21 protein-coding genes are annotated in these 18,717 nt (G+C 62.6%); 5 read left to right on the top strand and 16 right to left on the bottom strand.

Going from position 1 to position 18,717, the window contains the following annotated elements; translation table 11 throughout:
• Positions 1-21: 21 nt before the first annotated feature.
• The 3 genes from ACFSQT_RS33265 to ACFSQT_RS33255 all read right to left on the bottom strand — a co-directional run bounded on the left by ACFSQT_RS33265 (position 22) and on the right by ACFSQT_RS33255 (position 2,211).
• The gene (locus ACFSQT_RS33265) at positions 22-147 is read right to left on the bottom strand and encodes a hypothetical protein (protein WP_379026034.1); all 126 of its coding nucleotides are present in this window, start codon (positions 145-147) and stop codon (positions 22-24) included.
• Positions 144-905 carry a DNA repair protein RecO gene (recO, locus tag ACFSQT_RS33260; RefSeq protein ID WP_379026032.1) on the bottom strand — a complete coding sequence of 254 codons (762 nt, stop codon included), beginning with the start codon at positions 903-905 and terminating at the stop codon, positions 144-146. The genes ACFSQT_RS33265 and recO overlap by 4 nt, the downstream gene beginning before the upstream one ends.
• A gap of 136 nt (positions 906-1,041) precedes the next feature.
• Positions 1,042-2,211 (bottom strand): porin, encoded by a 1,170-nt coding sequence (locus ACFSQT_RS33255; RefSeq protein ID WP_379026030.1) that lies wholly within the window; start codon positions 2,209-2,211, stop codon positions 1,042-1,044.
• An 805-nt stretch (positions 2,212-3,016) separates the two neighbouring features.
• Here ACFSQT_RS33255 and ACFSQT_RS33250 point away from each other — a divergent pair.
• Together ACFSQT_RS33250 and ACFSQT_RS33245 are read left to right on the top strand one after the other, a co-directional pair.
• Entirely contained in the window at positions 3,017-3,820 is an 804-nt protein-coding gene (locus ACFSQT_RS33250; protein ID WP_379026028.1) for a CPBP family intramembrane glutamic endopeptidase, read from the top strand.
• A 131-nt stretch (positions 3,821-3,951) separates the two neighbouring features.
• Positions 3,952-5,457, top strand: a complete 1,506-nt coding sequence (locus ACFSQT_RS33245; protein WP_379026026.1) for a winged helix-turn-helix domain-containing tetratricopeptide repeat protein — start codon at positions 3,952-3,954, stop codon at positions 5,455-5,457.
• Between the two features lie 218 nt (positions 5,458-5,675).
• Here the strand turns inward: ACFSQT_RS33245 and era are convergent, their stop codons facing one another.
• From era to rpoZ, 9 genes are all read right to left on the bottom strand, one after another.
• On the bottom strand, positions 5,676-6,608 hold the full coding sequence (gene era, locus ACFSQT_RS33240) for a GTPase Era (RefSeq protein WP_379026024.1): 933 nt from the start codon (positions 6,606-6,608) through the stop codon (positions 5,676-5,678).
• Positions 6,609-6,804: 196 nt separating this feature from the next.
• Positions 6,805-7,551, bottom strand: coding sequence for a ribonuclease III (gene rnc, locus ACFSQT_RS33235; RefSeq protein ID WP_379026282.1), 747 nt, complete (start codon positions 7,549-7,551; stop codon positions 6,805-6,807).
• On the bottom strand, positions 7,551-8,300 hold the full coding sequence (lepB, locus tag ACFSQT_RS33230) for a signal peptidase I (RefSeq protein WP_379026022.1): 750 nt from the start codon (positions 8,298-8,300) through the stop codon (positions 7,551-7,553). The genes rnc and lepB overlap by 1 nt, the downstream gene beginning before the upstream one ends.
• Before the next feature lie 77 nt (positions 8,301-8,377).
• Positions 8,378-8,791, bottom strand: coding sequence for a holo-ACP synthase (acpS, locus tag ACFSQT_RS33225; protein ID WP_379026020.1), 414 nt, complete (start codon positions 8,789-8,791; stop codon positions 8,378-8,380).
• Complete coding sequence (locus ACFSQT_RS33220) at positions 8,788-9,387, bottom strand: DUF2062 domain-containing protein (RefSeq protein WP_379026018.1); 600 nt, start codon at positions 9,385-9,387, stop codon at positions 8,788-8,790. Before ACFSQT_RS33220 ends, acpS begins: the two co-directional genes overlap by 4 nt.
• 211 nt (positions 9,388-9,598) lie before the next feature.
• Positions 9,599-9,985: a VOC family protein gene (locus ACFSQT_RS33215; protein ID WP_379026016.1), complete on the bottom strand. Its 387-nt coding sequence runs from the start codon at positions 9,983-9,985 to the stop codon at positions 9,599-9,601.
• Positions 9,986-9,998: 13 nt separating this feature from the next.
• A complete protein-coding gene (pyrE, locus tag ACFSQT_RS33210) occupies positions 9,999-10,577 on the bottom strand; it encodes an orotate phosphoribosyltransferase (protein WP_379026014.1) in 579 nt (192 codons plus the stop codon).
• Positions 10,578-10,607: 30 nt separating this feature from the next.
• The gene (locus ACFSQT_RS33205) at positions 10,608-12,836 is read right to left on the bottom strand and encodes a RelA/SpoT family protein (RefSeq protein WP_379026012.1); all 2,229 of its coding nucleotides are present in this window, start codon (positions 12,834-12,836) and stop codon (positions 10,608-10,610) included.
• Between the two features lie 215 nt (positions 12,837-13,051).
• On the bottom strand, positions 13,052-13,453 hold the full coding sequence (gene rpoZ / locus ACFSQT_RS33200; protein WP_379026010.1) for a DNA-directed RNA polymerase subunit omega: 402 nt from the start codon (positions 13,451-13,453) through the stop codon (positions 13,052-13,054).
• Between the two features lie 325 nt (positions 13,454-13,778).
• Between rpoZ and ACFSQT_RS33195 the strand changes: the two genes are divergently transcribed.
• Together ACFSQT_RS33195 and ACFSQT_RS33190 are read left to right on the top strand one after the other, a co-directional pair.
• Positions 13,779-14,360, top strand: coding sequence for a LabA-like NYN domain-containing protein (locus tag ACFSQT_RS33195; RefSeq protein WP_010915096.1), 582 nt, complete (start codon positions 13,779-13,781; stop codon positions 14,358-14,360).
• 11 nt (positions 14,361-14,371) lie between these two features.
• Positions 14,372-15,028 carry a uracil-DNA glycosylase gene (locus ACFSQT_RS33190; protein ID WP_379026008.1) on the top strand — a complete coding sequence of 219 codons (657 nt, stop codon included), beginning with the start codon at positions 14,372-14,374 and terminating at the stop codon, positions 15,026-15,028.
• Positions 15,029-15,037: 9 nt separating this feature from the next.
• Here the strand turns inward: ACFSQT_RS33190 and ACFSQT_RS33185 are convergent, their stop codons facing one another.
• The gene (locus ACFSQT_RS33185; protein ID WP_379026006.1) at positions 15,038-16,051 is read right to left on the bottom strand and encodes a zinc-binding alcohol dehydrogenase family protein; all 1,014 of its coding nucleotides are present in this window, start codon (positions 16,049-16,051) and stop codon (positions 15,038-15,040) included.
• A gap of 124 nt (positions 16,052-16,175) precedes the next feature.
• Here ACFSQT_RS33185 and ACFSQT_RS33180 point away from each other — a divergent pair, with 124 nt between their 5' ends.
• Positions 16,176-16,538 (top strand): winged helix-turn-helix transcriptional regulator, encoded by a 363-nt coding sequence (locus ACFSQT_RS33180; RefSeq protein ID WP_181823960.1) that lies wholly within the window; start codon positions 16,176-16,178, stop codon positions 16,536-16,538.
• A 38-nt stretch (positions 16,539-16,576) separates the two neighbouring features.
• Here the strand turns inward: ACFSQT_RS33180 and ACFSQT_RS33175 are convergent, their stop codons facing one another.
• Genes ACFSQT_RS33175 through dapA form a run of 3 tightly spaced genes read right to left on the bottom strand, consistent with a single transcriptional unit; the run spans position 16,577 to position 18,713 of the window.
• Entirely contained in the window at positions 16,577-17,311 is a 735-nt protein-coding gene (locus tag ACFSQT_RS33175; RefSeq protein WP_379026004.1) for a glycoside hydrolase family 25 protein, read from the bottom strand.
• A 15-nt stretch (positions 17,312-17,326) separates the two neighbouring features.
• Positions 17,327-17,806, bottom strand: coding sequence for an SsrA-binding protein SmpB (smpB, locus tag ACFSQT_RS33170; RefSeq protein ID WP_027144197.1), 480 nt, complete (start codon positions 17,804-17,806; stop codon positions 17,327-17,329).
• Between the two features lie 25 nt (positions 17,807-17,831).
• Positions 17,832-18,713, bottom strand: a complete 882-nt coding sequence (dapA, locus tag ACFSQT_RS33165; protein ID WP_379026280.1) for a 4-hydroxy-tetrahydrodipicolinate synthase — start codon at positions 18,711-18,713, stop codon at positions 17,832-17,834.
• Positions 18,714-18,717 lie beyond the last annotated feature (4 nt).

The raw sequence follows: 18,717 nt of genomic DNA, 5'->3' as shown, positions 1-18,717 counted from the left end.
TCCCCCAAACCAGGCCAGTTTTCACTGACGTTCAGTCTCACTGACATTCAAATGCGGCGGCCAAACGGCCGGAAACTCAACGCGCCGCCAGATTGGCGGCGGGAAAGATCGAGCTGTTTCAGTGCCGAAAGCCAGCAGCTTGCTCATGCAGCATCCTCTCCGGCTGTGGCCTTGCTGCGCGCGTGATGTTTGCGCAGTGCGGCGAGGAAGCCGGCACGGGCGTCTGGCGGCTCGATGCCGCGCGGCTCATAGACGTGGCGGGTGAAGAAGAAGCCGGTGAGCCGGAAGGCGTCGTCGACCGCCGCCGGATCCGCGCGCAGGCCGGAGCCGCGCTGCAGGAAGGCCGGCAAGGCCAGCATTTTGTCGCGCCATGGCGCACCGGCTTCACGAGACACGGCGCGACCCGATTTCGGCGAAACATAGGCCAAGTCCTGCCGCGTGCCGGTTGAGGCGCATCGACTGAGATCGAGGCCAAAGCCGAGTTCGTCCAGCACCAGAAGCTCGAAGCGCGCCACCAGTTCACCGGCCGCGTCGGCATCGTCGAGATGGACGATCATCACGGCAAGCGTTTCGTAGAGACCTTCATGAGCGTCGCGCTCGGGCAACAGGCGCAAATGCGCGGCCATGGTCTGCAGCCCATAGACGGCCACCGCGCTGTCCATCAGCCGGGCGGCGTTCATCTCGATCGCCTCGGCCTGGAACGTGCCGAGATGCTCGTCAAGCCGCGCCCGCCACAGCAGATCGACGCGGTTGCCGGGTTGGAGGACGGGCTGCTGCTTGCGCGAACGGCCACCACGGACAAGGCCGAGATGACGGCCATGCGCGCGTGTCATCACCTCGAGAATGGCGCTGGTTTCGCCATGCTTGCGGGTGCCGAGAATGATTCCCTCATCGCGCCATTCCATGTCCAGAGCTTTTCACCGGTTGGATGGCGAAATCAAGGGTATGGAGTTGGGCAGCTGACAGGCCGGCGCAAGCACAGCGCACAAAAAACCGCCCGCAGCGATACGCTGCGGGCGGCCGGTGAGATCAATCGATCCGTTAGAACGAGCGCTGGAAGCGGAGAATGCCGCCGACGCTGCTCTTCTTGTTGGCCTTGGTCCAGTTGCTGAAATCGGCGTCGTCGAACTTTCCAGCATTGAGGTAGTCGACTTCAGCCGTGACCGTAAAGCCGGGCACAACGATGTAGGCAACATTGGCGGCGATGCCGAGGTTCTTCCAGTCGTCATAAGAGACCTGGGCGTTGAACGAAGTCTTGTCGTTGAACTTGTAGGTGCCGCCGCCCCAGACTGCCCAGTTGCCGCCCCACTGCTTGTAGAAGCCGCGACCCTTGGCATTGAAGGCGTTGGTCGGATCGTTGAGGTTGTCGTCCGTGCCGTAACCGCCGATGACGAACAGCGTCAGTTCCTTGCTGACATTGACGTCCAAGCGAACCTTGCCTGCCACTTCCTCGTAATTGCTGTCATAGGCGACGACGCCGGTGATCGCACCCCAGTCGCCCTTGTACTTCAAGCCGCCGACGACATGCGGAACATAGCTGTCGATGGTGCCGACCGCGCCGGCGCCTTCTTCGAGCGATGCCACGGCCGAGAGGCCATTGCCCGCGTCGAAGTAGTACTGAACGACGTTGCTCTCCTGGCCGCCATAGGGAACCAGCGTATCCTGGATGACGTTGCCGGCGTAGCCGATGAACGTATCGAAAGCCGTATCGTCCTTGCCGACGCGCAGGCCACCGAGCTGAATCCAAGCGTAACGCAGCGAGAGAGACTTGTTACGGCCTTGCCAGTCGTTCGCACTGGAGGCGCCTTGATTAGAATAGTCGCCGCTGCTGTTGCCGTAGTTGAACCGGGTTTCGGTGTAGGTCTTCAAGGTACCGAGTTCGGTTTCCTGGCCGGTCCAGGTCTTCAGCGTGAAGCGGGTGTTTTTGTAGTAGGTCGAGTGCGTGTCGCCGGCGCTCTGGTGGTCAGGGACATGGTTGACACCATCGAGCGAGCCGGCATCGCCGACGCCGATGTCATAACGGACATAGCCGCCGATGCGCAGGCAGGTTTCGGTGCCCGGGATGTAGAAGTAGCCGGCGCCGTAGACGTCGCAGATCTTGACGTATTCGGCCGGTTCCGGTTCGGCGACGACGACAGCGTCGGCGGCACGCGCGCCGCTGACCGCGATCAATGCCGCGGCTGAGCCGAGAAGGAGGCTCTTGATGTTCATTTTCTGACCTTTCCAGTCATAGTTTAAATGGCTTCGGATTTGTGGCTGGCGGCAATGTTTTTCCCGCCTCACCCCCACAACGAAAAAGGCTCGCACCGCTCGCCCTTTTCAGCGGCGAACATACCCATCGATCATCTGCCTTCAATGACAATTCCAGAAATAAATCCGACTCCATATATAGAATAATGCTGTGTTGCACAAATAACACTTTCCGCAATGGCAGTTGGCACAACTGGAACATCGTCATATATTCAATATATATCCAGATAATTTCGCGGCTAACTATCCGTTAAGGCATCAAATTTCTACAATTTCGCTCTATTTGCGGAATATTCGCCCATTTTCAGTGAAACCCGTCTGCATATTTTTTCATCCGCCGACCATCCAGTGACGTCCGTCCGCCAATCGTACTCTGGCGCTGCGCGAAACGCCGGGCGACGCCTTCGGGCTGGTTTTGCTTTTGCCGAGGCGATCGAAACCCGCCCAAGCGCTGTCGAATTGCTGATTGTGACAGCCGCCAACCGTTGAAGACGATTCTGTGTGAGCTGGTCGCGCGCCAATTGAGGCGGATCGTCCTGCAACGACGCGACAGCCAAACGGTGTCGGCCTCGCCTATGGAAATATCGGAAATCTCTCAGAACCCGCTCGGGATTTTTGGCCGTGCCGGCGCCAATAAGAACGGGTTGACCGAAGCGGTCGGCACGGACTGCCGAACAGTGCGGCTGGTCCGTTTCCAGATGCATGTCGTCCGATCGGGCAGCCCGGCGACCTCTCATGACCAATCTGCCCGCCGAGAGGACCTGACATGACTTCCGTCCCGAGCCTGGTGCGAAGGCACCAGCTGACCGCCTTCTTTTCGCTTGCGCTTGGCCTGACCTGGCTGGCGTTCATCCCATTCTGGCTGTCGAATGGCGACAGCATTCCCTGGTTCACCTTCGGTCCGATGGTCGCCGGCTTCATCGTCGCGGCTTTTTCCGGCGGCTGGGGTTCGGTCAAGACCATCCTCGCCTCGATGGTGAAATGGCGGGTTCACCCGTCCTGGTACCTGGTGGCATTCGGCCTGCCCTTCGGAACACAGTTGATCTCGATCCTGATCAATCCGCTGTTTGGCGCGACGGCACCGGCCTGGAGCAACATTCCGGCTCTCTCCGAGCTGCTGCCGATCATCGCGCTCTACGCAGTCTTCAGCGGTCCGCTCGGTGAAGAGCCTGGCTGGCGTGGCTTTGCGACGCCACGTCTGCTCGCCGGCCATTCAGCACTGGCCGGCAGCCTGATCCTCGGCGTGATCTGGGCCATCTGGCACTTTCCGCTCGGCCTGGTCGGCGACCTCAGCCTCTACGGCACGATCAATGTCGTGCTGGCGGGAATTGTGTTCACCTGGCTCTATCAGAACACTGGCAGCGTGCTCCTCGCCTTCATCATGCACGTGACGCACCAGAACAGCGTGCGCTTCCTCGGCAAGGTGTTCACCGGCGGCGACTATGTGCAGCAGCAGTGGATCGGCGTGGCCATCTGGGCGATCGTCGCGGTCGCCATCGTCGCCTGCTACGGCACCGAAAGCTTCGTTCGTCGGCCAAGGACGCAGCTCGCCTTGGCTGGCGCCGTCTAGGCTCGCAACGGGCGCGGTGTCCGAGGCCGGGCGCTGCGCTTTTTCGTCCGCCGCTGGACACGCATGGGTCTTGACCCAGCCCGTCAGCCATAGGCCAATGCCGGCATGGCTTCCACGGAGCAGGCCTTTTGATGGCGGTCTTGGCCACCGACCAGATTTTTCAATTCGGCGGTTTCACGCTCGATCTGGGCAAGGGCACGCTCAGCCGGGCCGGCCAGCCGGCCTTTCTGCGGCCGAAGGCCTATGCGTTGCTGACGCACCTCGCCCGCAACATCGGCCGCGTGGTGCCGAAATCGGAACTGATGGACTCGGTCTGGCCGGGCGTTTTCGTCACCGAGGATTCGCTGACGCAGTCGGTGCGTGAGATCCGCAAGGTGCTTGGCGAAGAGTTGGTGCGAACGGTGTCGAAGCGTGGCTACATGCTGGTGCCCGAGACTGAAGCGGTGCCCGAACCCGGCGCACAGCCGATCGTGGCGGTGCTCAGATTCCGCAACGACAGCGGCGATCCGGCCAACGACGCAATCGTCGACGGATTTGCCGAAGACATCATCAACGGCCTCGCCCGCTTCGGCACGGTAACGGTGCTGGCGCGCAATTCAAGCTTTTCGTTTGCGTCCCATTCGCCCGCCGAATGGCCGGCCATCCGCTCGCGCATCGGCGCCGACTATCTCGTCGAGGGCTCGGTGCGGCGGCAGGCGGACCGCATCGTCGCCGCGGTCAATCTCGTCGATGCAGCCAGCGCCACCCAGATCTGGGGCGATCGCTATCAGGCCGAGGCTGCCGGGCTGTTCGCCATCCAGCAGGACATTGTCGAGGAGATCGTCGGCCGGCTGGTTGTGCGGGTCAACAATGCCGGGTTGCAGCGCGCCGCGCGACGGCCGATGACCAGCCTGGCCGCCTATGAGCTGGTGCTGCGCGGCGTCGCCTTGCTGCGCGACCCGGCGCAGAGCGACTTACAAGGAGCGGCGGCGCTGTTCGAGGCCGCGATCGCCAGGGATCCGGTCTATGGCCTCGCCCATACCTATCTGGCGTTGTCATATGTGCTGAACAGCGAATTCGGGCCTACCAGCGATGCCGTGCTGGCGAAAGCCCGCGACCTTGCCGACAGGGGCATCGCGCTGTCCCCCGACCAGGCCACCGCACACCGCATCCAGTCACTGGTGCGGCTCAGCCTGCGCGACCACGAGGCGGCCGAGCATCATTTGCGGATCGCGCTTCAGCTCAATCCAGGCGACGCCGAATGCATCGAGCAGATGGGGCATCTGCTGACAATGTGCGGGCGGCCGCTTGAGGCGCTTGCCTGGCTGGCGCGCGCGATCAGGATCGACCCGCTCAATCCGCACTGGTACCAGTACGATCGATCGCTGGCGCTCTACATGCTGGGCGAGTACCGGCCGGCCGCCGAGGCGCTGGAACTGGCGACGCGGCCGACGCCATGGATCCGAACGCGACTTGCCGCCTGTTATGCGCAGCTCGGCAACATGGATGCGGCAAGCCGCCAGGCCGCGCTGATCAATGCCGAAGGATCCGATTTCTCGCCGGTCGAGTATGCGAGGTCTGTCGTTCCGTTCGAAAGCAGGGCCGACGCGGAGCATCTCGCCAATGGCGTGCTGCTGGCGCTTGGACAGCCGCGGTAGTCCGATGTTCCTTATCCGCTTGCAGAGAACAGGCCGCCGCGCTCGGCAGCCACACGGTCATCCGTCATCCTGCTGTCCTAGCCGCCAAATTCAAGCGGCCTGACTGCAAGGTTCTTCCAGCGGGAAATTGCGTGGCGATCAGCCGGCTGACGATGTTCGGCTTTCTGTCCATAGACCTAGTTGTTTCGCCGCAATTTCGGACGGAAAACCGCTTCTCTCTAGCGCGGAAACTCCAACCCCATCTCGCGATAACGTTCGGGGTCGTCGCCCCAGTTCTCGCGCACCTTGACGAACAGGAACAGGTGCACCTTCTGTTCGAGGATGCCTGCTATCTCCATGCGCGCCGCCTGGCCTATGGCGCGGATTGTCTCGCCCTTGTGGCCGAGGACGATCTTCTTCTGGCTGTCGCGCTCGACATAGATGGTTTGGTCGATGCGCACCGAGCCGTCCGGCTTCTCTTCCCATTTCTCGGTCTCGATATGCGAGGAATAGGGCAGTTCCTGATGCAGCCGCAGATAAAGCTTTTCGCGGGTGATCTCGGCCGCCAGCTGGCGCATCGGCAGGTCGGAGATCTGGTCTTCCGGATAATACCAGGGGCCGGCCGGCAAGGCTTCGGCGAGATAGTCGAGCAGGTCCTTGCAGCCTGACCCGGTCAGCGCCGAGACCATGAAGGTGCGCTTGAACGGCACTTTCTCGTTCGCTGCCGCTGAAAGGGCCAGCAGCGCCTCGTGCTTGACCCGGTCGACCTTGTTGAGGATCAGCACCATCGGCTGGCGGACGTCCTTCAGCCGTTCGAGAATAGCGTCGGCATCGCCCCGGATGCCGCGCTCGGCGTCGATCAAAAGCAGCACGATATCGGCGTCCTTGGCGCCGCCCCAGGCGGTGGTCACCATCGCCGTGTCGAGCCGCCGCTTGGGCTTGAAGATGCCGGGCGTATCGACAAAGACGATCTGCGCATTGTCATGCGTGGCAATGCCGCGCACGATGGCGCGGGTCGTCTGCACCTTGTGGGTGACGATCGACACCTTGGCGCCGACCAGCTGGTTGACCAGCGTCGACTTGCCGGCATTGGGCGCGCCGATCAGCGCGACGAAGCCGGAGTGCGTGGCGGCGACCTCCGTTGCCGGAGAGGTGTCTTCGGTGGCGGTCATGCCGCGCTCCCTTCATCAGAGCGGTTCATCGTTTCACGGAAACGCCGAACCGCTCTATCTCCTTGTTTTGACGCAATTCCCAAGGGAAAGCGCCGCGCGCTTTTCCCCGGAAAAACTGCTATACACTTTTCCTGGAATTGCTCCAGAGCGCCGCGCGTCCGCTTGGACGCGCAAAGGACGCTCTAAAACTTTGAATCTACGCATCGTGCTTTCCAAAAATCGGCTCCGATTTTTTGGCCGATGCGTTAGCCCAGACGCCTTCGCGCACAAGAAATGCCGAAGCCGCCGCTTCTTCGGCGGCCCTGCGGGAGCCGCCGGTGCCGATGGAAAGCGCAAAGCCGCTGACCTGCAGGGACACCGTGAAGACAGGCTGATGGTCGGGTCCTTCGCGTTTTTCGATCACATATTCGGGGCGCGCATCGCTGGTCTTGGCAATCCATTCCTGCAAATCGGATTTCGGATTGAGCGGCTTTGCCACGACGGTGCGCGAGCGCGGCTCCCAGTAACGCAGGACGAAGCGCCGCGCGGCGTCGATGCCACCGTCGACGTAAACCGCCGCGATCAGGGCTTCGACCGCATCCGCCAGATAGTTTCCGCCCGAGCCACGCGACCGCGTCTTCAAGGCAGCGTCGGCCCGAACCAGATCCTCCAACTGCATTTCGATGCCGATTTCGGAGCATGTTTTCGCATCCACCAGCGCATTGAAGCGGGGCGCGATTTCACCTTCCGGCGCGTCGGGGAACTTTTCGAAAAGCATATCGGCGATGACAAGCCCAAGCACGCGATCGCCAAGGAATTCGAGACGCTGATTGTTGCTGGCCGCCTTGACCGCACTGGAGTGCGTCAAGGCGGTCTCAAGCAAGCGGATATCCTTGAAGACATGACCGGTCTTGGCTTTCACCACACCGGCCAGTGTTTCGCCTGTCGGGCGCTTCAAAGCCATCAATTGACGAAGTGGAACAGGCGCGAAGCGCGCATCAGCGACGGCCATTTCCAGATTTCGAGCGGGCTCGCCTTGCCGGCGATCGAGAAGAAAACAAGATTGGCGCGGCCAACCAGATTTTCCGCGGGAACGTAGCCGACGGTGAAACGGCTGTCGGCGGAATTGTCCCTGTTGTCGCCCATCATGAAATAGTGGCCTGGCGGCACGTCGAATTCGCGCGTGTTGTCGCCGATCGAGTTCGGATTCAAGTCGAGCGTGTCGTAGCTGACACCGTTGGGCAAGGTCTCGCGATAGACATCGATAGGGCGTGATTCCTCAGTGATGTCGGGATTGTCGATCTGGCCGGTCTTCACGCGCGGCACGCCGACGCCGTTGATGAATAGCTGGCCGTCCTTGACCTGGATCTTGTCGCCGGGCAGGCCGACCACGCGTTTGATATAGTCGATAGACGGATCAGGCGGGAACTTGAACACCACCACGTCGCCGCGCTTCGGCTCGGAGCCCCAGATGCGGCCCGAAAAGATATCGGGGCCGAAAGGCAGCGAGTAGCGCGAATAGCCGTAGGACCATTTGGTAACGAACAGATAGTCGCCTTCCAGAAGTGTTGGCCGCATCGATCCCGACGGGATCGAAAAGGGCTGGAACAACAGCGTGCGGATGACCAGGGCGAGCAAAAGCGCCTGGACGATGACGCTGACGGTCTCGCCAAGGCCGCCGGATTTCTTCTCAGATTTTTCAACCACGCTCATGTCGTCCTCGATTGTGCGTTGGATGGTATAGAGTCTCGGCGCGCGCTGGGCAACGTCGTGCCGGTCGTCAGATGCAATCAATGTGGCGCTTCTTCGACGAGCAACGCCTCGATGATCACAAAGGCTTGAGCGAGCGGGAAATCATCGGTGATGGTGAGGTGGATTGCCGCCCGATGACCCTTTGGCAGGATTTTGTCCAGGCGCGCCCGCGCCCCTCCCGTCAGCGCCATGGTCGGCGCGCCGCTGGGCAGGTTGACGACACCCATGTCGCGCCAGAAGACGCCCTGCGCCAGGCCAGTGCCCAGCGCCTTGGCGCAGGCTTCCTTGGCGGCGAAGCGCTTGGCGTAGGACGCCGCACGCGCCCGGCGGTTCTCGGAGCGGGCCTGCTCGACCTCGGTGTAGATTCTCTGGATGAAGCGCTGGCCGTGACGCTCCAGCGACTTCTCGATGCGTCTGATATCGATCAGGTCGCTGCCGATGCCGATGATCATCGTGCGGCGGAACCGATGCTTCCGCCGGGATGAGACGATTGCACATGCCGGCTCGCGCGCTCGGCAAGGCGCTTGCGCCGCTGTTCTCGGAAAGCGCTCATGCCCCAGCGCGTGATGCCATAGAACAAGAGGCCGAACACCAGCCCGAGCGGGATCGCGCCGATCAGCATCGGCTCAAGGATAGGTTTCCACAATTGCGCAAAGGACAGCTTGTGCAGCATCTCGCCCAGATGCGCGGGCGGGCCGTGCGCCGGCAGGCGATCATGCAAGATCAGCTTGCCCGTTTCCCAGGACGCGCCCCACAGCAGCGGAAAGGTCAGCGGGTTGCCGAAGAACACGGCGGCGACACCGGCCGCCACCAAATTGCCCGCGATCACCCAGCACAGGACGGCGGCAATGGCGAAATGAAAGCCCACGGGAAAGAACGAGGCAAAGACGCCGGCGGCGACACCGGCCGCCACCGCGTGCGGTGTGGCCTTCAGCCGCAGGATGCGCTTGGAGAAATACTGAAGCGAGCGCGAAAACGAGCGGCGCGGCCACAGATAGGTACGCACCCGCTCGAAAAGGCCATCAGGCTTGCGGCGTCGAAAAAGCACTCTATACCCGTTTCACAGCTCCCACGCCGGCACTTTCAGCCGGGCGCGACAGCACCATCTTGCGCTTGACGATCCCCCTATGGCAATCGCAACCTTGATATAGCGACGCGCCGGCAGGAGAACAACCAAACACCGCCTGCGCGGCGCACGCTTGTTGCCGCCCTTTCGGGGTGGCATTCGCTGCTTCGAACATTGGACAATCGCGGCGAATTTAAGGAACCGGCCGGTATTCGCTGACCTCGACCAGATTGCCGTCCGGGTCGCGGAAATAGACCGACATCATCGGACCACGGGCCCCAATGCGTTCGACCGGTCCGAGTTCCACCACCACGCCGTTGGCCGCGAGACGGGTGCTGACTTCGCCCAGCGGCCGGTCGGTGATCAGGCAGAAGTCGCCCGAGCCGGGCGTCGGCGACTTGGCTTTCGGCTCGAAGGTACGGCCGACCTCGTGCACATTGATCTTGTGGGTGCCGAAAGCCAGCGCTGTCGGCCGGCCGGGCGCGTCGATGCGTTCAAAGCCCAGCACGCGCTGATAAAAGGCGCAGGTCACTTCCAGCGAAGCGACCGTCAGCACGAAATGATCGATGCCGGCGATCATCCCGCCCTCCCCGTCAGATATTGCGGCTGCCGGGCTTAACCGCCGGTATGGCGGCCAGTTCCGGCGGCAGCCGGTCCGCCGGATAGGCCGGAACCTCATATTCGGCGAGCGCGATCAGCGGCACGCCGACATGGGTCTTGCCGGCTGAACGGTCGATGATGCAGGCGGCAGCAACCACTTCGGCGCCAAGTTCGCGCAGGCACTCGATGGTTTCGCGGATCGACAGGCCGGTGGTGACGATGTCCTCGACAATGACGACGCGCGCGCCCCTGGCGATCTCGAAGCGGCGCAGGCGGAATTCACCCCCTTCCCGCTCGACCCAGATGGCCGGCACGCCGAGGTGGCGCGACGTCTCGTAAGCCGGGATCAGCCCGCCGATCGCCGGGCCGACCACGTAGTCGATCTTGCCCGGCACGCCAGCGCGGATCTTTTCGGCCAGCGCCTTGCACAGCCGCTCGGTCTTGTCGGCATGCATGAACACGCGTGCCTTCTGCAGGAAGACCGGACTTCTCAGGCCCGAGGTCAAAATGAAATGCCCTTCGAGAACAGCACCCGCCTCGCGGAAAATCCCCAGCACTTCATCGGTGTTCATTTCTGCCTATCCCCAAACAGATTATCGCTATCAGCCGTTCACACGCCTTGCATCACTGACGCTCGAATTGTCCTTGAGCTGCGACAGCAGCCGGTTGAGATGCTTCAGGTCCCAGACTTCGAGATCGATCAGCATTTCGGTGAAGTCGGGCGCGGTGCGCACCATCGACAGCGTGTGGATGTTGGCGTCGTTCGATGCAACCACCTGGGCGATATCGGCGAGCGAACCCGGCGCATTGATGGCGGTGACCGAGACGCGGGCCGGAAACCGTTCCTTGGTGCGCTCGTCAATGTCCCAGCGCACGTCGATCCAGCGCTCGGGCTGGTCATCGAAGGCCTGCAACGCCGGCGACTGGATCGGATAGATGGTGATGCCGGTGCCAGGCTGGACGATGCCGACGATACGGTCGCCAGGCACCGCCCCTTCCGGCGCGAAGCGCACCGGCAGGTCGCCACGCACGCCGCGGATCGGCACGGCGCCGTCGCGCGGCTGGTCCTTGTCCTTACGCGCGGCCCGGCCCGGAATCTGGAACAGCATGCCGGCGGCGTTGCGGATCTTCGACCAGCCCTCCTCGCGCTGCTTGGGCGCGGCGGTGGTGACGCGCTCGTCCTTGTAGTCGGGGAACACCGCCTTCATGACATCGGTGGAGGCAAGCTCGCCACGGCCGACCGAGGCCAGCACGTCCTCGATGTCCTTGCGCGCCAGCCGGTGCAGCACCTGCTTCAGGCTCTCCTTGGTGAAGGTCTTGCCGGCGCGCTCGAAGGCGCGTTCCAGGATGCGAATGCCGAGCCCGGAATACTGCTTGCGGATGGCATTCTTGGTGGCGCGGCGGATTGCCGAGCGCGCCTTGCCGGTGACGACGACCGATTCCCACGCCGCCGGCGGCACCTGCGCCTTGGAGCGGATGATCTCGACCTCGTCGCCGTTCTTCAGTTCCGTCATCAGTGGCATGATGCGGCCGTTGACCTTGGCACCGACGCAGGTGTCGCCGACATCGGTGTGCACAGCATAGGCAAAGTCGATGGGCGTGGCACCGCGCGGCAGCGCGATCAGCATGCCTTTCGGCGTGAAGCAGAACACCTGGTCCTGGAACAGTTCCAGCTTGGTGTTTTCGAGAAAGTCTTCCGGGTTGTCGCCCTCGGCAAGCTGCTCGATGGTGCGCCGCAGCCAGGCATAGGCGTTGGTCTCTTTCGAGATCGCATGCGCGGCGCCGTTGGCCTTGCCGCCGGTATCCTTGTAGATCGAATGCGCGGCAACGCCGTATTCGGCGATCTTGTTCATCTGCCGGGTGCGGATCTGCAGCTCGACGCGCTGGCGCGACGGCCCGACGATGGTGGTGTGGATAGACCGGTAGTCGTTCTGCTTCGGCGTCGAGATGTAATCCTTGAAACGGCCAGGCACCATCGACCAGGCGGTATGGATGGCGCCGAGCGCGCGATAACAATCCTCGACCGTATCGACGACGACACGAAAGCCGAAAATGTCGGACAGCTGCTCGAAGGACAACGCCTTGGCCTCCATCTTGCGGAACACCGACCACGGCTTCTTCTGACGGCTTTTCACGCTGGCCTTGATCGCATGCTTTTCAAACAGCGTGGACAGTGCCTTCTCGATCTCGGACAGCACATCCTTGTTGCGCTCGAAGATTTCGGCGAGCCGGGCGGTGACGGCGCGATAGGCTTCCGGATTGATGTAGCGGAAGGCGATCTCCTCCAGCTCCTCGCGCATGCCTTGCATGCCCATGCGTCCGGCCAGCGGCGCATAGATGTCCATCGTCTCCTCGGCGATGCGCAGGCGCTTGGCCTCCGGCATGTGGTCGAGGGTGCGCATGTTGTGCAGGCGGTCGGCGAGCTTGACCAGCAGGACGCGGACGTCTTCCGAAATCGCCAGCAGAAGCTTGCGCAGGTTTTCCGCCTGCTCGGCCTTCTTCGACACCAGGTCGAGCTTTTTCAGCTTGGTCAGCCCCTCGACCAGCTTGCCCATTTCGGGACCGAACAGCTCGTCGATTTCGGCCCGCGTCGCCGTGGTGTCCTCGATGGTGTCATGCAGCAGGGCGACCGCGATCGTCGCCTCGTCCATGTGCATTTCGGTGAGGATCGCGGCGACTTCGAGCGGATGCGAGAAATAGGGATCGCCGGAAGCGCGCTTCTGGTGGCCATGCTTCTGCATGGCATAGACGTAGGCCTTGTTGAGCAACGCCTCGTTGACGTCAGGCTTGTAGCGCTGGACGCGCTCGACAAGCTCATACTGACGCATCATGGGCGGGATCTCGCAGCGGTGAAATGAATCATGCGCCGCACTGCTGTACGGCGCATGTCCGGTACCAACTGTCGCAAATACCAGATTCATGCATTATGCCAAGCGCGGCCAAAACTGCATCTGGTATTTGCGACAGTTGGTACTAGATAGCCACGAAACTGCCGATACGGAAGTGCCGGACGATTATTCCAGCGACCTCCGCAACAGAGGCTCGCTTAGTAGTCGTCGCTCTTTTCGGGGGGCACCAGGCCCTCGATGCCGGCCAGGAGATCTTCCTCGGTCATCCGGTCGAAAGTGATGTTCTCCTCGGCGCCATCGGCATCGGTGGCCGCGACAGCGGCGCCGGTCTGGTCGGCGATCGCCTCGCCATCGGCTTCGGGCTCGTCAACCTCGACGTGCTTCTGCAGCGAATGGATCAGGTCTTCCTTGAGGTCGTCGGGCGACAGTGTCTCGTCGGCGATCTCGCGCAGCGCCACCACCGGGTTCTTGTCGTTGTCACGCGGCACGGTGATCGGCGCCCCCTGGCTGATCTGGCGGGCGCGGTGGCCGGCAAGGAGCACCAGCTCGAAGCGGTTGTCGACCTTGTCGATGCAATCTTCAACGGTTACGCGGGCCATGGATGCCCCTTTCATGCGATGGATTTGATGGAAAACAGGCGCGGTCCATAACCCGAACGCCGCCAAAATACAAGCATCATGGCAATGGCCGGGCCGCAGGGCGCCCAATCCTTCGTTTAAACAGGCGATTCGGCAAAACAAGCTGCATCCATGGGTTCGGCCGCCTCGATCACAATTGCTTGCGTGCGGCAACGCGCCCTTGGATTGCCGCGAAACTGGCGTTATCTCGGATAGCGCCAAGGTCAGCCGGTTTATTATGAGCCTGACCGACAGCCGCTATCGCATTTCGTTTAGACGGCCGCTTATTTCGAAAGGACCATTTTCCATGTTCGACCCCCGTGAAAAAATCGCCCTATTCATCGACGGCGCCAATCTCTACGCGACGTCGCGCGCGCTCGGCTTCGACATCGACTATCGCAAGCTTCTGTCGAGCTTCCAGAAGCGTGGCTATCTGCTGCGCGCCTATTACTACACCGCGCTGGTCGAGGATCAGGAATACTCCTCGATCCGTCCCTTGATCGACTGGCTCGACTACAACGGCTTCAAGGTGGTCACCAAGCCGGCCAAGGAATTCACCGACTCGACCGGCCGCCGCAAGATCAAGGGCAATATGGACATCGAGCTCACGGTCGATGCGCTGGAACTCGCCGATGTCGTCGACCACTACGTCATCTTTTCCGGCGATGGCGATTTCCGCACGCTGGTCGAGGCGCTGCAGCGCCGCGGCCGAAAGGTGTCGATCGTCTCGACCATGGCCTCCCAGCCGCCGATGATCAGCGACGATCTGCGCCGCCAGGCCGACCATTTCATCGACCTGACGACGCTGAAGAACGAAGTCGGCCGCGATCCGTCGGAGAGGCCGGTGCGCCGGCCCGAGCCGGCCGAAGTCGACGAGGACGACTACTGAGGTCGGTCGCCTTGACCGCCCTTTCCCCCTCCGAACCCGGCCGCGACTGCCCGCTCTGCCCGCGGCTGCATGACTTTATCGCTGAATGGCGACAACTGGAACCATCCTGGTTCAACGCGCCGGTGCCGACCTTCGTGCCACCTAATGGCGACGATGCCGTCCGGCTTCTGATCGTCGGGCTGGCGCCCGGCTTGCGCGGCGCCAACCGCACCGGACGGCCCTTCACCGGCGACTATGCCGGCGACCTGCTCTACTCGACGCTGATCTCGCACGGTTTTGCGCGCGGCGAGTTCAAGGCGCGGCCCGATGATGGGCTGGAGCTCGTCGGCACGGCGATCACCAATGCGGTGCGCTGCGTGCCGCCGGAGAACAAGCCGGTGGGCGCCGAGATTGCCACCTGCCGGACGTTCCTGGTGCCGACGATCGCACGCTTTCCCAACCTGCGCGCCGTGCTGGCGCTCGGAACGATCGCGCACCAGTCGACGGTGCGTGCGCTGGGTGGGCGCATCGCCGCCTACCCGTTCAAGCATGGCGGGCAGCTGCCGGCCGGCGGCGTCACGCTGTTTTCGAGCTATCACTGCTCCCGCTACAACACCAACACCGGCGTGTTGACCGAAGCGATGTTCGTCAGCGTCTTCAGCGAGATCGCGGCCTTCCTGCAGACATAGCACCCGACTTCAGAACCCTTCGAGCACGATCTTGCCCTTGGCCTTGCCGGTCTCGATCAGCGCGTGGGCGCGCTTCAGATTGGCGGCATTGATAGGACCGAATGTCTCGCCCAGTGTCGTGCGGATGGTGCCGGCGTCGACAAGCCGGGCCAATTCGTCGAGGTACTCTCCTTGTGCGGCCATGTCCTGCGTCTCGAACATCGAGCGGGTGAACATGAACTCCCAATGCACGGACACGCTCTTGCGCTTGAACGGATTGATGTCGAGCGATTTGGGATCGTCGATCAGTCCGAAACGGCCTTGCGGGGCGATCAATTCGGCGATCTCGGCCAGGTGCCGGTCGGTGTTGGTTGTCGAGAACACAAAGGCTGGTGCGCCGAGGCCAAGGGCCGCGACTTCGGCGGCGAGCGGCCTGGAATGATCGACGACATGATGGGCGCCGAGCTCCAGCGCCCAGTCGCGCGTCTCGGGCCTCGATGCGGTGGCGATCACCGTCAGATCGGTGAGTTGGCGCGCTAGCTGCACCGCGATCGAGCCGACGCCGCCGGCGCCGCCAATGATCAGGATGGCCTTCGCCGCGCCCGCGACAGGCTTCCTGACATCGAGGCGGTCGAACAGAGTCTCCCAGGCGGTGACCGCGGTCAACGGCAGCGCCGCTGCCTGCGCATAGCCGAGCGAGCCGGGTTTGCGGCCGACAAGGCGCTCGTCGACAAGGTGAAACTCGGCATTGGTGCCTTGCGGCGCCAGGGCGCCGGAATAGAAGACATCATCACCCGCCTTGGACAGGCTGGCGTTCGGACCGGTCCCAACCACCCGGCCGGCAGCGTCCCAGCCGAGCACCCGCCACGCTCCGGCTTCGGGCCTGGCGCTTTGCCGCACCTTGGTGTCGACCGGGTTGACCGAGATTGCCCTCACCTCGACCAGCAACTCACGGCCTTTCGGCTCGGGCCTGGGCAAGTCGATGTCGACAAGCGAGGTCTCATAGGTGATGGGGGCTGGGATTTGATAGCCGACGGCGCGCATTTTGGTCTCCGCGATTGCTGTTGGGCGATTGCTGTTGGGCGTTGCTTGGAGCAGAGATGCGGATTATGTGCCGGGAGCGCAAGAATGCACATATAAAGCACATAGTGTCGAAAAGGATACCGTCATGCCGCGCATTCGCCATGAGCGATTCGATTGCAGCCCCGGCTGCACCGTGGAGGGAACGCTGCGCTACATCGATGGAAAGTGGAAAGGCGTCGTGCTCTACCATCTGTTCGAGGGCACGCTGCGCTTCAACGAGATACGCCGGCGCATTCCGAACTGCACGCAGCGCATGCTGACCAACCAGCTTCGCGAACTGGAAGCCGATGGGCTGATTGCGCGCAAGATCTATCCTGAAGTGCCGCCAAAGGTGGAATATAGCCTGACGCCGCGCGGCAGGAGCCTGGAACCGGTGATCACCGCGTTGAAAGTCTGGGGCGATGCCAATGTGACGCTCGCGCCGGAGGTTTCCCAGGCTGCGGCATGAGGCGGCGGCAAGCAGGGTCCCCGAATGGGCTCAGGGGATCACTTGGCTTCCGGAGAGATCGATCCAGGTGATGCCGCAGACAGCGTGGCCAGCACGGCCGGTCCACCCTGCAGCACATTCAGATCGACATCGCCGTCGATGCCGTCGACGCGGCCCCTGTTGTGGTACTGCCAGTAGACCCAGTCGCCGCGGTCCGGCTGCAGCAGCAATGAGCGAAGCCAAAGCGGCCGGGCGGGGATACGCCCAGCATAGGCCTGCTCAGCCTCGTCGGTCAGATAGACGATCGCCGGCTTGCCGAAGGCGGCCTCGACAGGCGCGAGGAACGCCGCCAGTTCGGCGTTCAGTTGCTCGGGTGTTGGCCGCTGCGGGCAATTGCCGCCGAACTCGATGTCGACGACCGGTGGCAACAAAGGCTGATCGTGCGGCACCACCGAGATGAAATTCTTCGCCTGGTCGGCACCGGGCCGGCAGAAGGTGAAGAAATGATAGGCGCCGACGGCAAGACCAGCCGCGCGGGCCTCACGCAGATTGGTGGAGAAGGCATCGTCGACATGATCGCCGCCTTCGGTCGCCTTGATGACGGCGAAGGCGACATCGTCGGAGGCAACGCGCCGCCAGTCGATCTGGCCCTGATGATGGGAGACGTCGATGCCTCTGACCGGATACTTGCCACGGTCTGGCGAGAATGCCCTGAAATAGAGATAGCCGCCGGCAGCGATGAAACACACCAAGATCAGGCTGGCCAAACCCAAAAGGACAATCCGGTTCTTCAAACGAATGGCCCCAGCCTACCCACGCTCTTTTAAGAGCCTGCCCTTCTCGCGCGACCAGTCGCGCTGCTTCTCGGTTTCACGCTTGTCGTGCAGCTTCTTGCCGCGGCCGACGGCGAGCAGAAGCTTGGCGCGGCCCTGATCGTTGAAATAGATCTTCAGCGGCACCAGCGTCATGCCTTCGCGGTCGACGCTTTGCGACAGCTTGGCCATTTCGCGCTTGTTGAGCAGGAGTTTGCGGCGCCGGCGCGGCTCGTGGTTGAAGCGGTTGGCCTGCAGATACTCCGGCAGATAGGAATTGATCAGCCAGATCTCGCCGCCTTCGACCGAGGCATAGCTGTCCTGGATGTTGGCCTGGCCCTGGCGCAGCGACTTGACCTCGGTGCCGGTCAGCACAAGGCCGGTCTCGATCGTGTCGAGCACCTCATAGGAAAATCGCGCCTTGCGGTTTTCCGCAACGGTCTTGTTGTTGGGATCGGCTTTTCTGACTTGATTCATGATGTGGAGAGGTGGCGCCTCATCCCTAGTTTATCAAGCCGGCGTGCTTCATCGCCGCATCGATCTTGTCGGCGGTCGACTGTTCGACCGTCATCAGCGGCGAACGCAGCACGTTCTCGATCTTGCCCAGCTTCGACAGCGCATATTTCGCGCCGGAAACGCCGGGCTCGAGGAAGATCGCCTTGTGCAGCGGCAGCAGGCGGTCCTGCAACTCCAGCGCCTTGGCGCTGTTCCCGGAAAGCGTAGCTTCCTGGAATTCGGCGCAGAGCCGTGGCGCGACATTCGACGTCACCGAAATGCAGCCGACGCCGCCATGCGCGTTGAAGCCGAGCGCCGAAGCGTCCTCACCCGAAAGCTGGATGAAATCCTTGCCGCATGTAGCGCGCTGCTCGGAAACCCGCTCGACCTTGCCGGTGGCATCCTTGACGCCGATGATGTTCTTGAAGTCGTGCACCAACTGGCCCATCGTCTCCGGGCTCATGTCGATGACCGAGCGCGGCGGGATGTTGTAGATGATGATCGGCAAGTTGGTCGCCTTGGCGACGGCGGCGAAATGCGCGTAGAGGCCGCGCTGGGTCGGCCTGTTGTAATAGGGGGTGACGACGAGTGCGGCGTTCGCGCCGGCCTTCTCGGCATATTGCACCAGCCCGACCGCTTCCTCGGTGTTGTTGGAGCCGGCGCCGGCAACCACCGGAACCCGGCCCCTGGCCACCTCGATGCACACCTTGACGACATGGCGGTGCTCGTCATGCGACAGCGTCGGCGACTCACCAGTGGTGCCGACCGGGACAAGGCCTGTCGTGCCCTCGGCGATCTGCCAGTCGACGAACGCGCGAAAGGCTTTCTCGTCGAAACGCCCGCTCTTTTCGAACGGTGTCACGAGCGCAGTAAGCGAGCCTCTCAGCATGTCG

The organism is Mesorhizobium calcicola, assembly GCF_042682105.1.
Lineage (GTDB): Bacteria > Pseudomonadota > Alphaproteobacteria > Rhizobiales > Rhizobiaceae > Mesorhizobium > Mesorhizobium calcicola.
Note: the sequence above shows the minus strand (reverse complement) of the source record. Positions and strands in the feature narration are given on the sequence as shown.

Coding starts and splice junctions, on each gene's coding strand:
- ACFSQT_RS33180 (WP_181823960.1), top strand. CDS start 16,176: ATGCCGCGCATTCGCCATGAGCGATTCGATTGCAGCCCCGGCTGCACC.
- acpS (WP_379026020.1), bottom strand. CDS start 8,791: ATGATCATCGGCATCGGCAGCGACCTGATCGATATCAGACGCATCGAG.
- ACFSQT_RS33250 (WP_379026028.1), top strand. CDS start 3,017: ATGACTTCCGTCCCGAGCCTGGTGCGAAGGCACCAGCTGACCGCCTTC.
- ACFSQT_RS33245 (WP_379026026.1), top strand. CDS start 3,952: ATGGCGGTCTTGGCCACCGACCAGATTTTTCAATTCGGCGGTTTCACG.
- ACFSQT_RS33265 (WP_379026034.1), bottom strand. CDS start 147: ATGAGCAAGCTGCTGGCTTTCGGCACTGAAACAGCTCGATCTTTCCCG.
- lepB (WP_379026022.1), bottom strand. CDS start 8,300: ATGAGCGTGGTTGAAAAATCTGAGAAGAAATCCGGCGGCCTTGGCGAG.
- ACFSQT_RS33215 (WP_379026016.1), bottom strand. CDS start 9,985: ATGATCGCCGGCATCGATCATTTCGTGCTGACGGTCGCTTCGCTGGAA.
- ACFSQT_RS33185 (WP_379026006.1), bottom strand. CDS start 16,051: ATGCGCGCCGTCGGCTATCAAATCCCAGCCCCCATCACCTATGAGACC.
- era (WP_379026024.1), bottom strand. CDS start 6,608: ATGACCGCCACCGAAGACACCTCTCCGGCAACGGAGGTCGCCGCCACG.
- smpB (WP_027144197.1), bottom strand. CDS start 17,806: ATGAATCAAGTCAGAAAAGCCGATCCCAACAACAAGACCGTTGCGGAA.
- pyrE (WP_379026014.1), bottom strand. CDS start 10,577: ATGAACACCGATGAAGTGCTGGGGATTTTCCGCGAGGCGGGTGCTGTT.
- recO (WP_379026032.1), bottom strand. CDS start 905: ATGGAATGGCGCGATGAGGGAATCATTCTCGGCACCCGCAAGCATGGC.
- ACFSQT_RS33255 (WP_379026030.1), bottom strand. CDS start 2,211: ATGAACATCAAGAGCCTCCTTCTCGGCTCAGCCGCGGCATTGATCGCG.
- ACFSQT_RS33205 (WP_379026012.1), bottom strand. CDS start 12,836: ATGATGCGTCAGTATGAGCTTGTCGAGCGCGTCCAGCGCTACAAGCCT.
- rpoZ (WP_379026010.1), bottom strand. CDS start 13,453: ATGGCCCGCGTAACCGTTGAAGATTGCATCGACAAGGTCGACAACCGC.
- ACFSQT_RS33195 (WP_010915096.1), top strand. CDS start 13,779: ATGTTCGACCCCCGTGAAAAAATCGCCCTATTCATCGACGGCGCCAAT.
- rnc (WP_379026282.1), bottom strand. CDS start 7,551: ATGGCTTTGAAGCGCCCGACAGGCGAAACACTGGCCGGTGTGGTGAAA.
- dapA (WP_379026280.1), bottom strand. CDS start 18,713: ATGCTGAGAGGCTCGCTTACTGCGCTCGTGACACCGTTCGAAAAGAGC.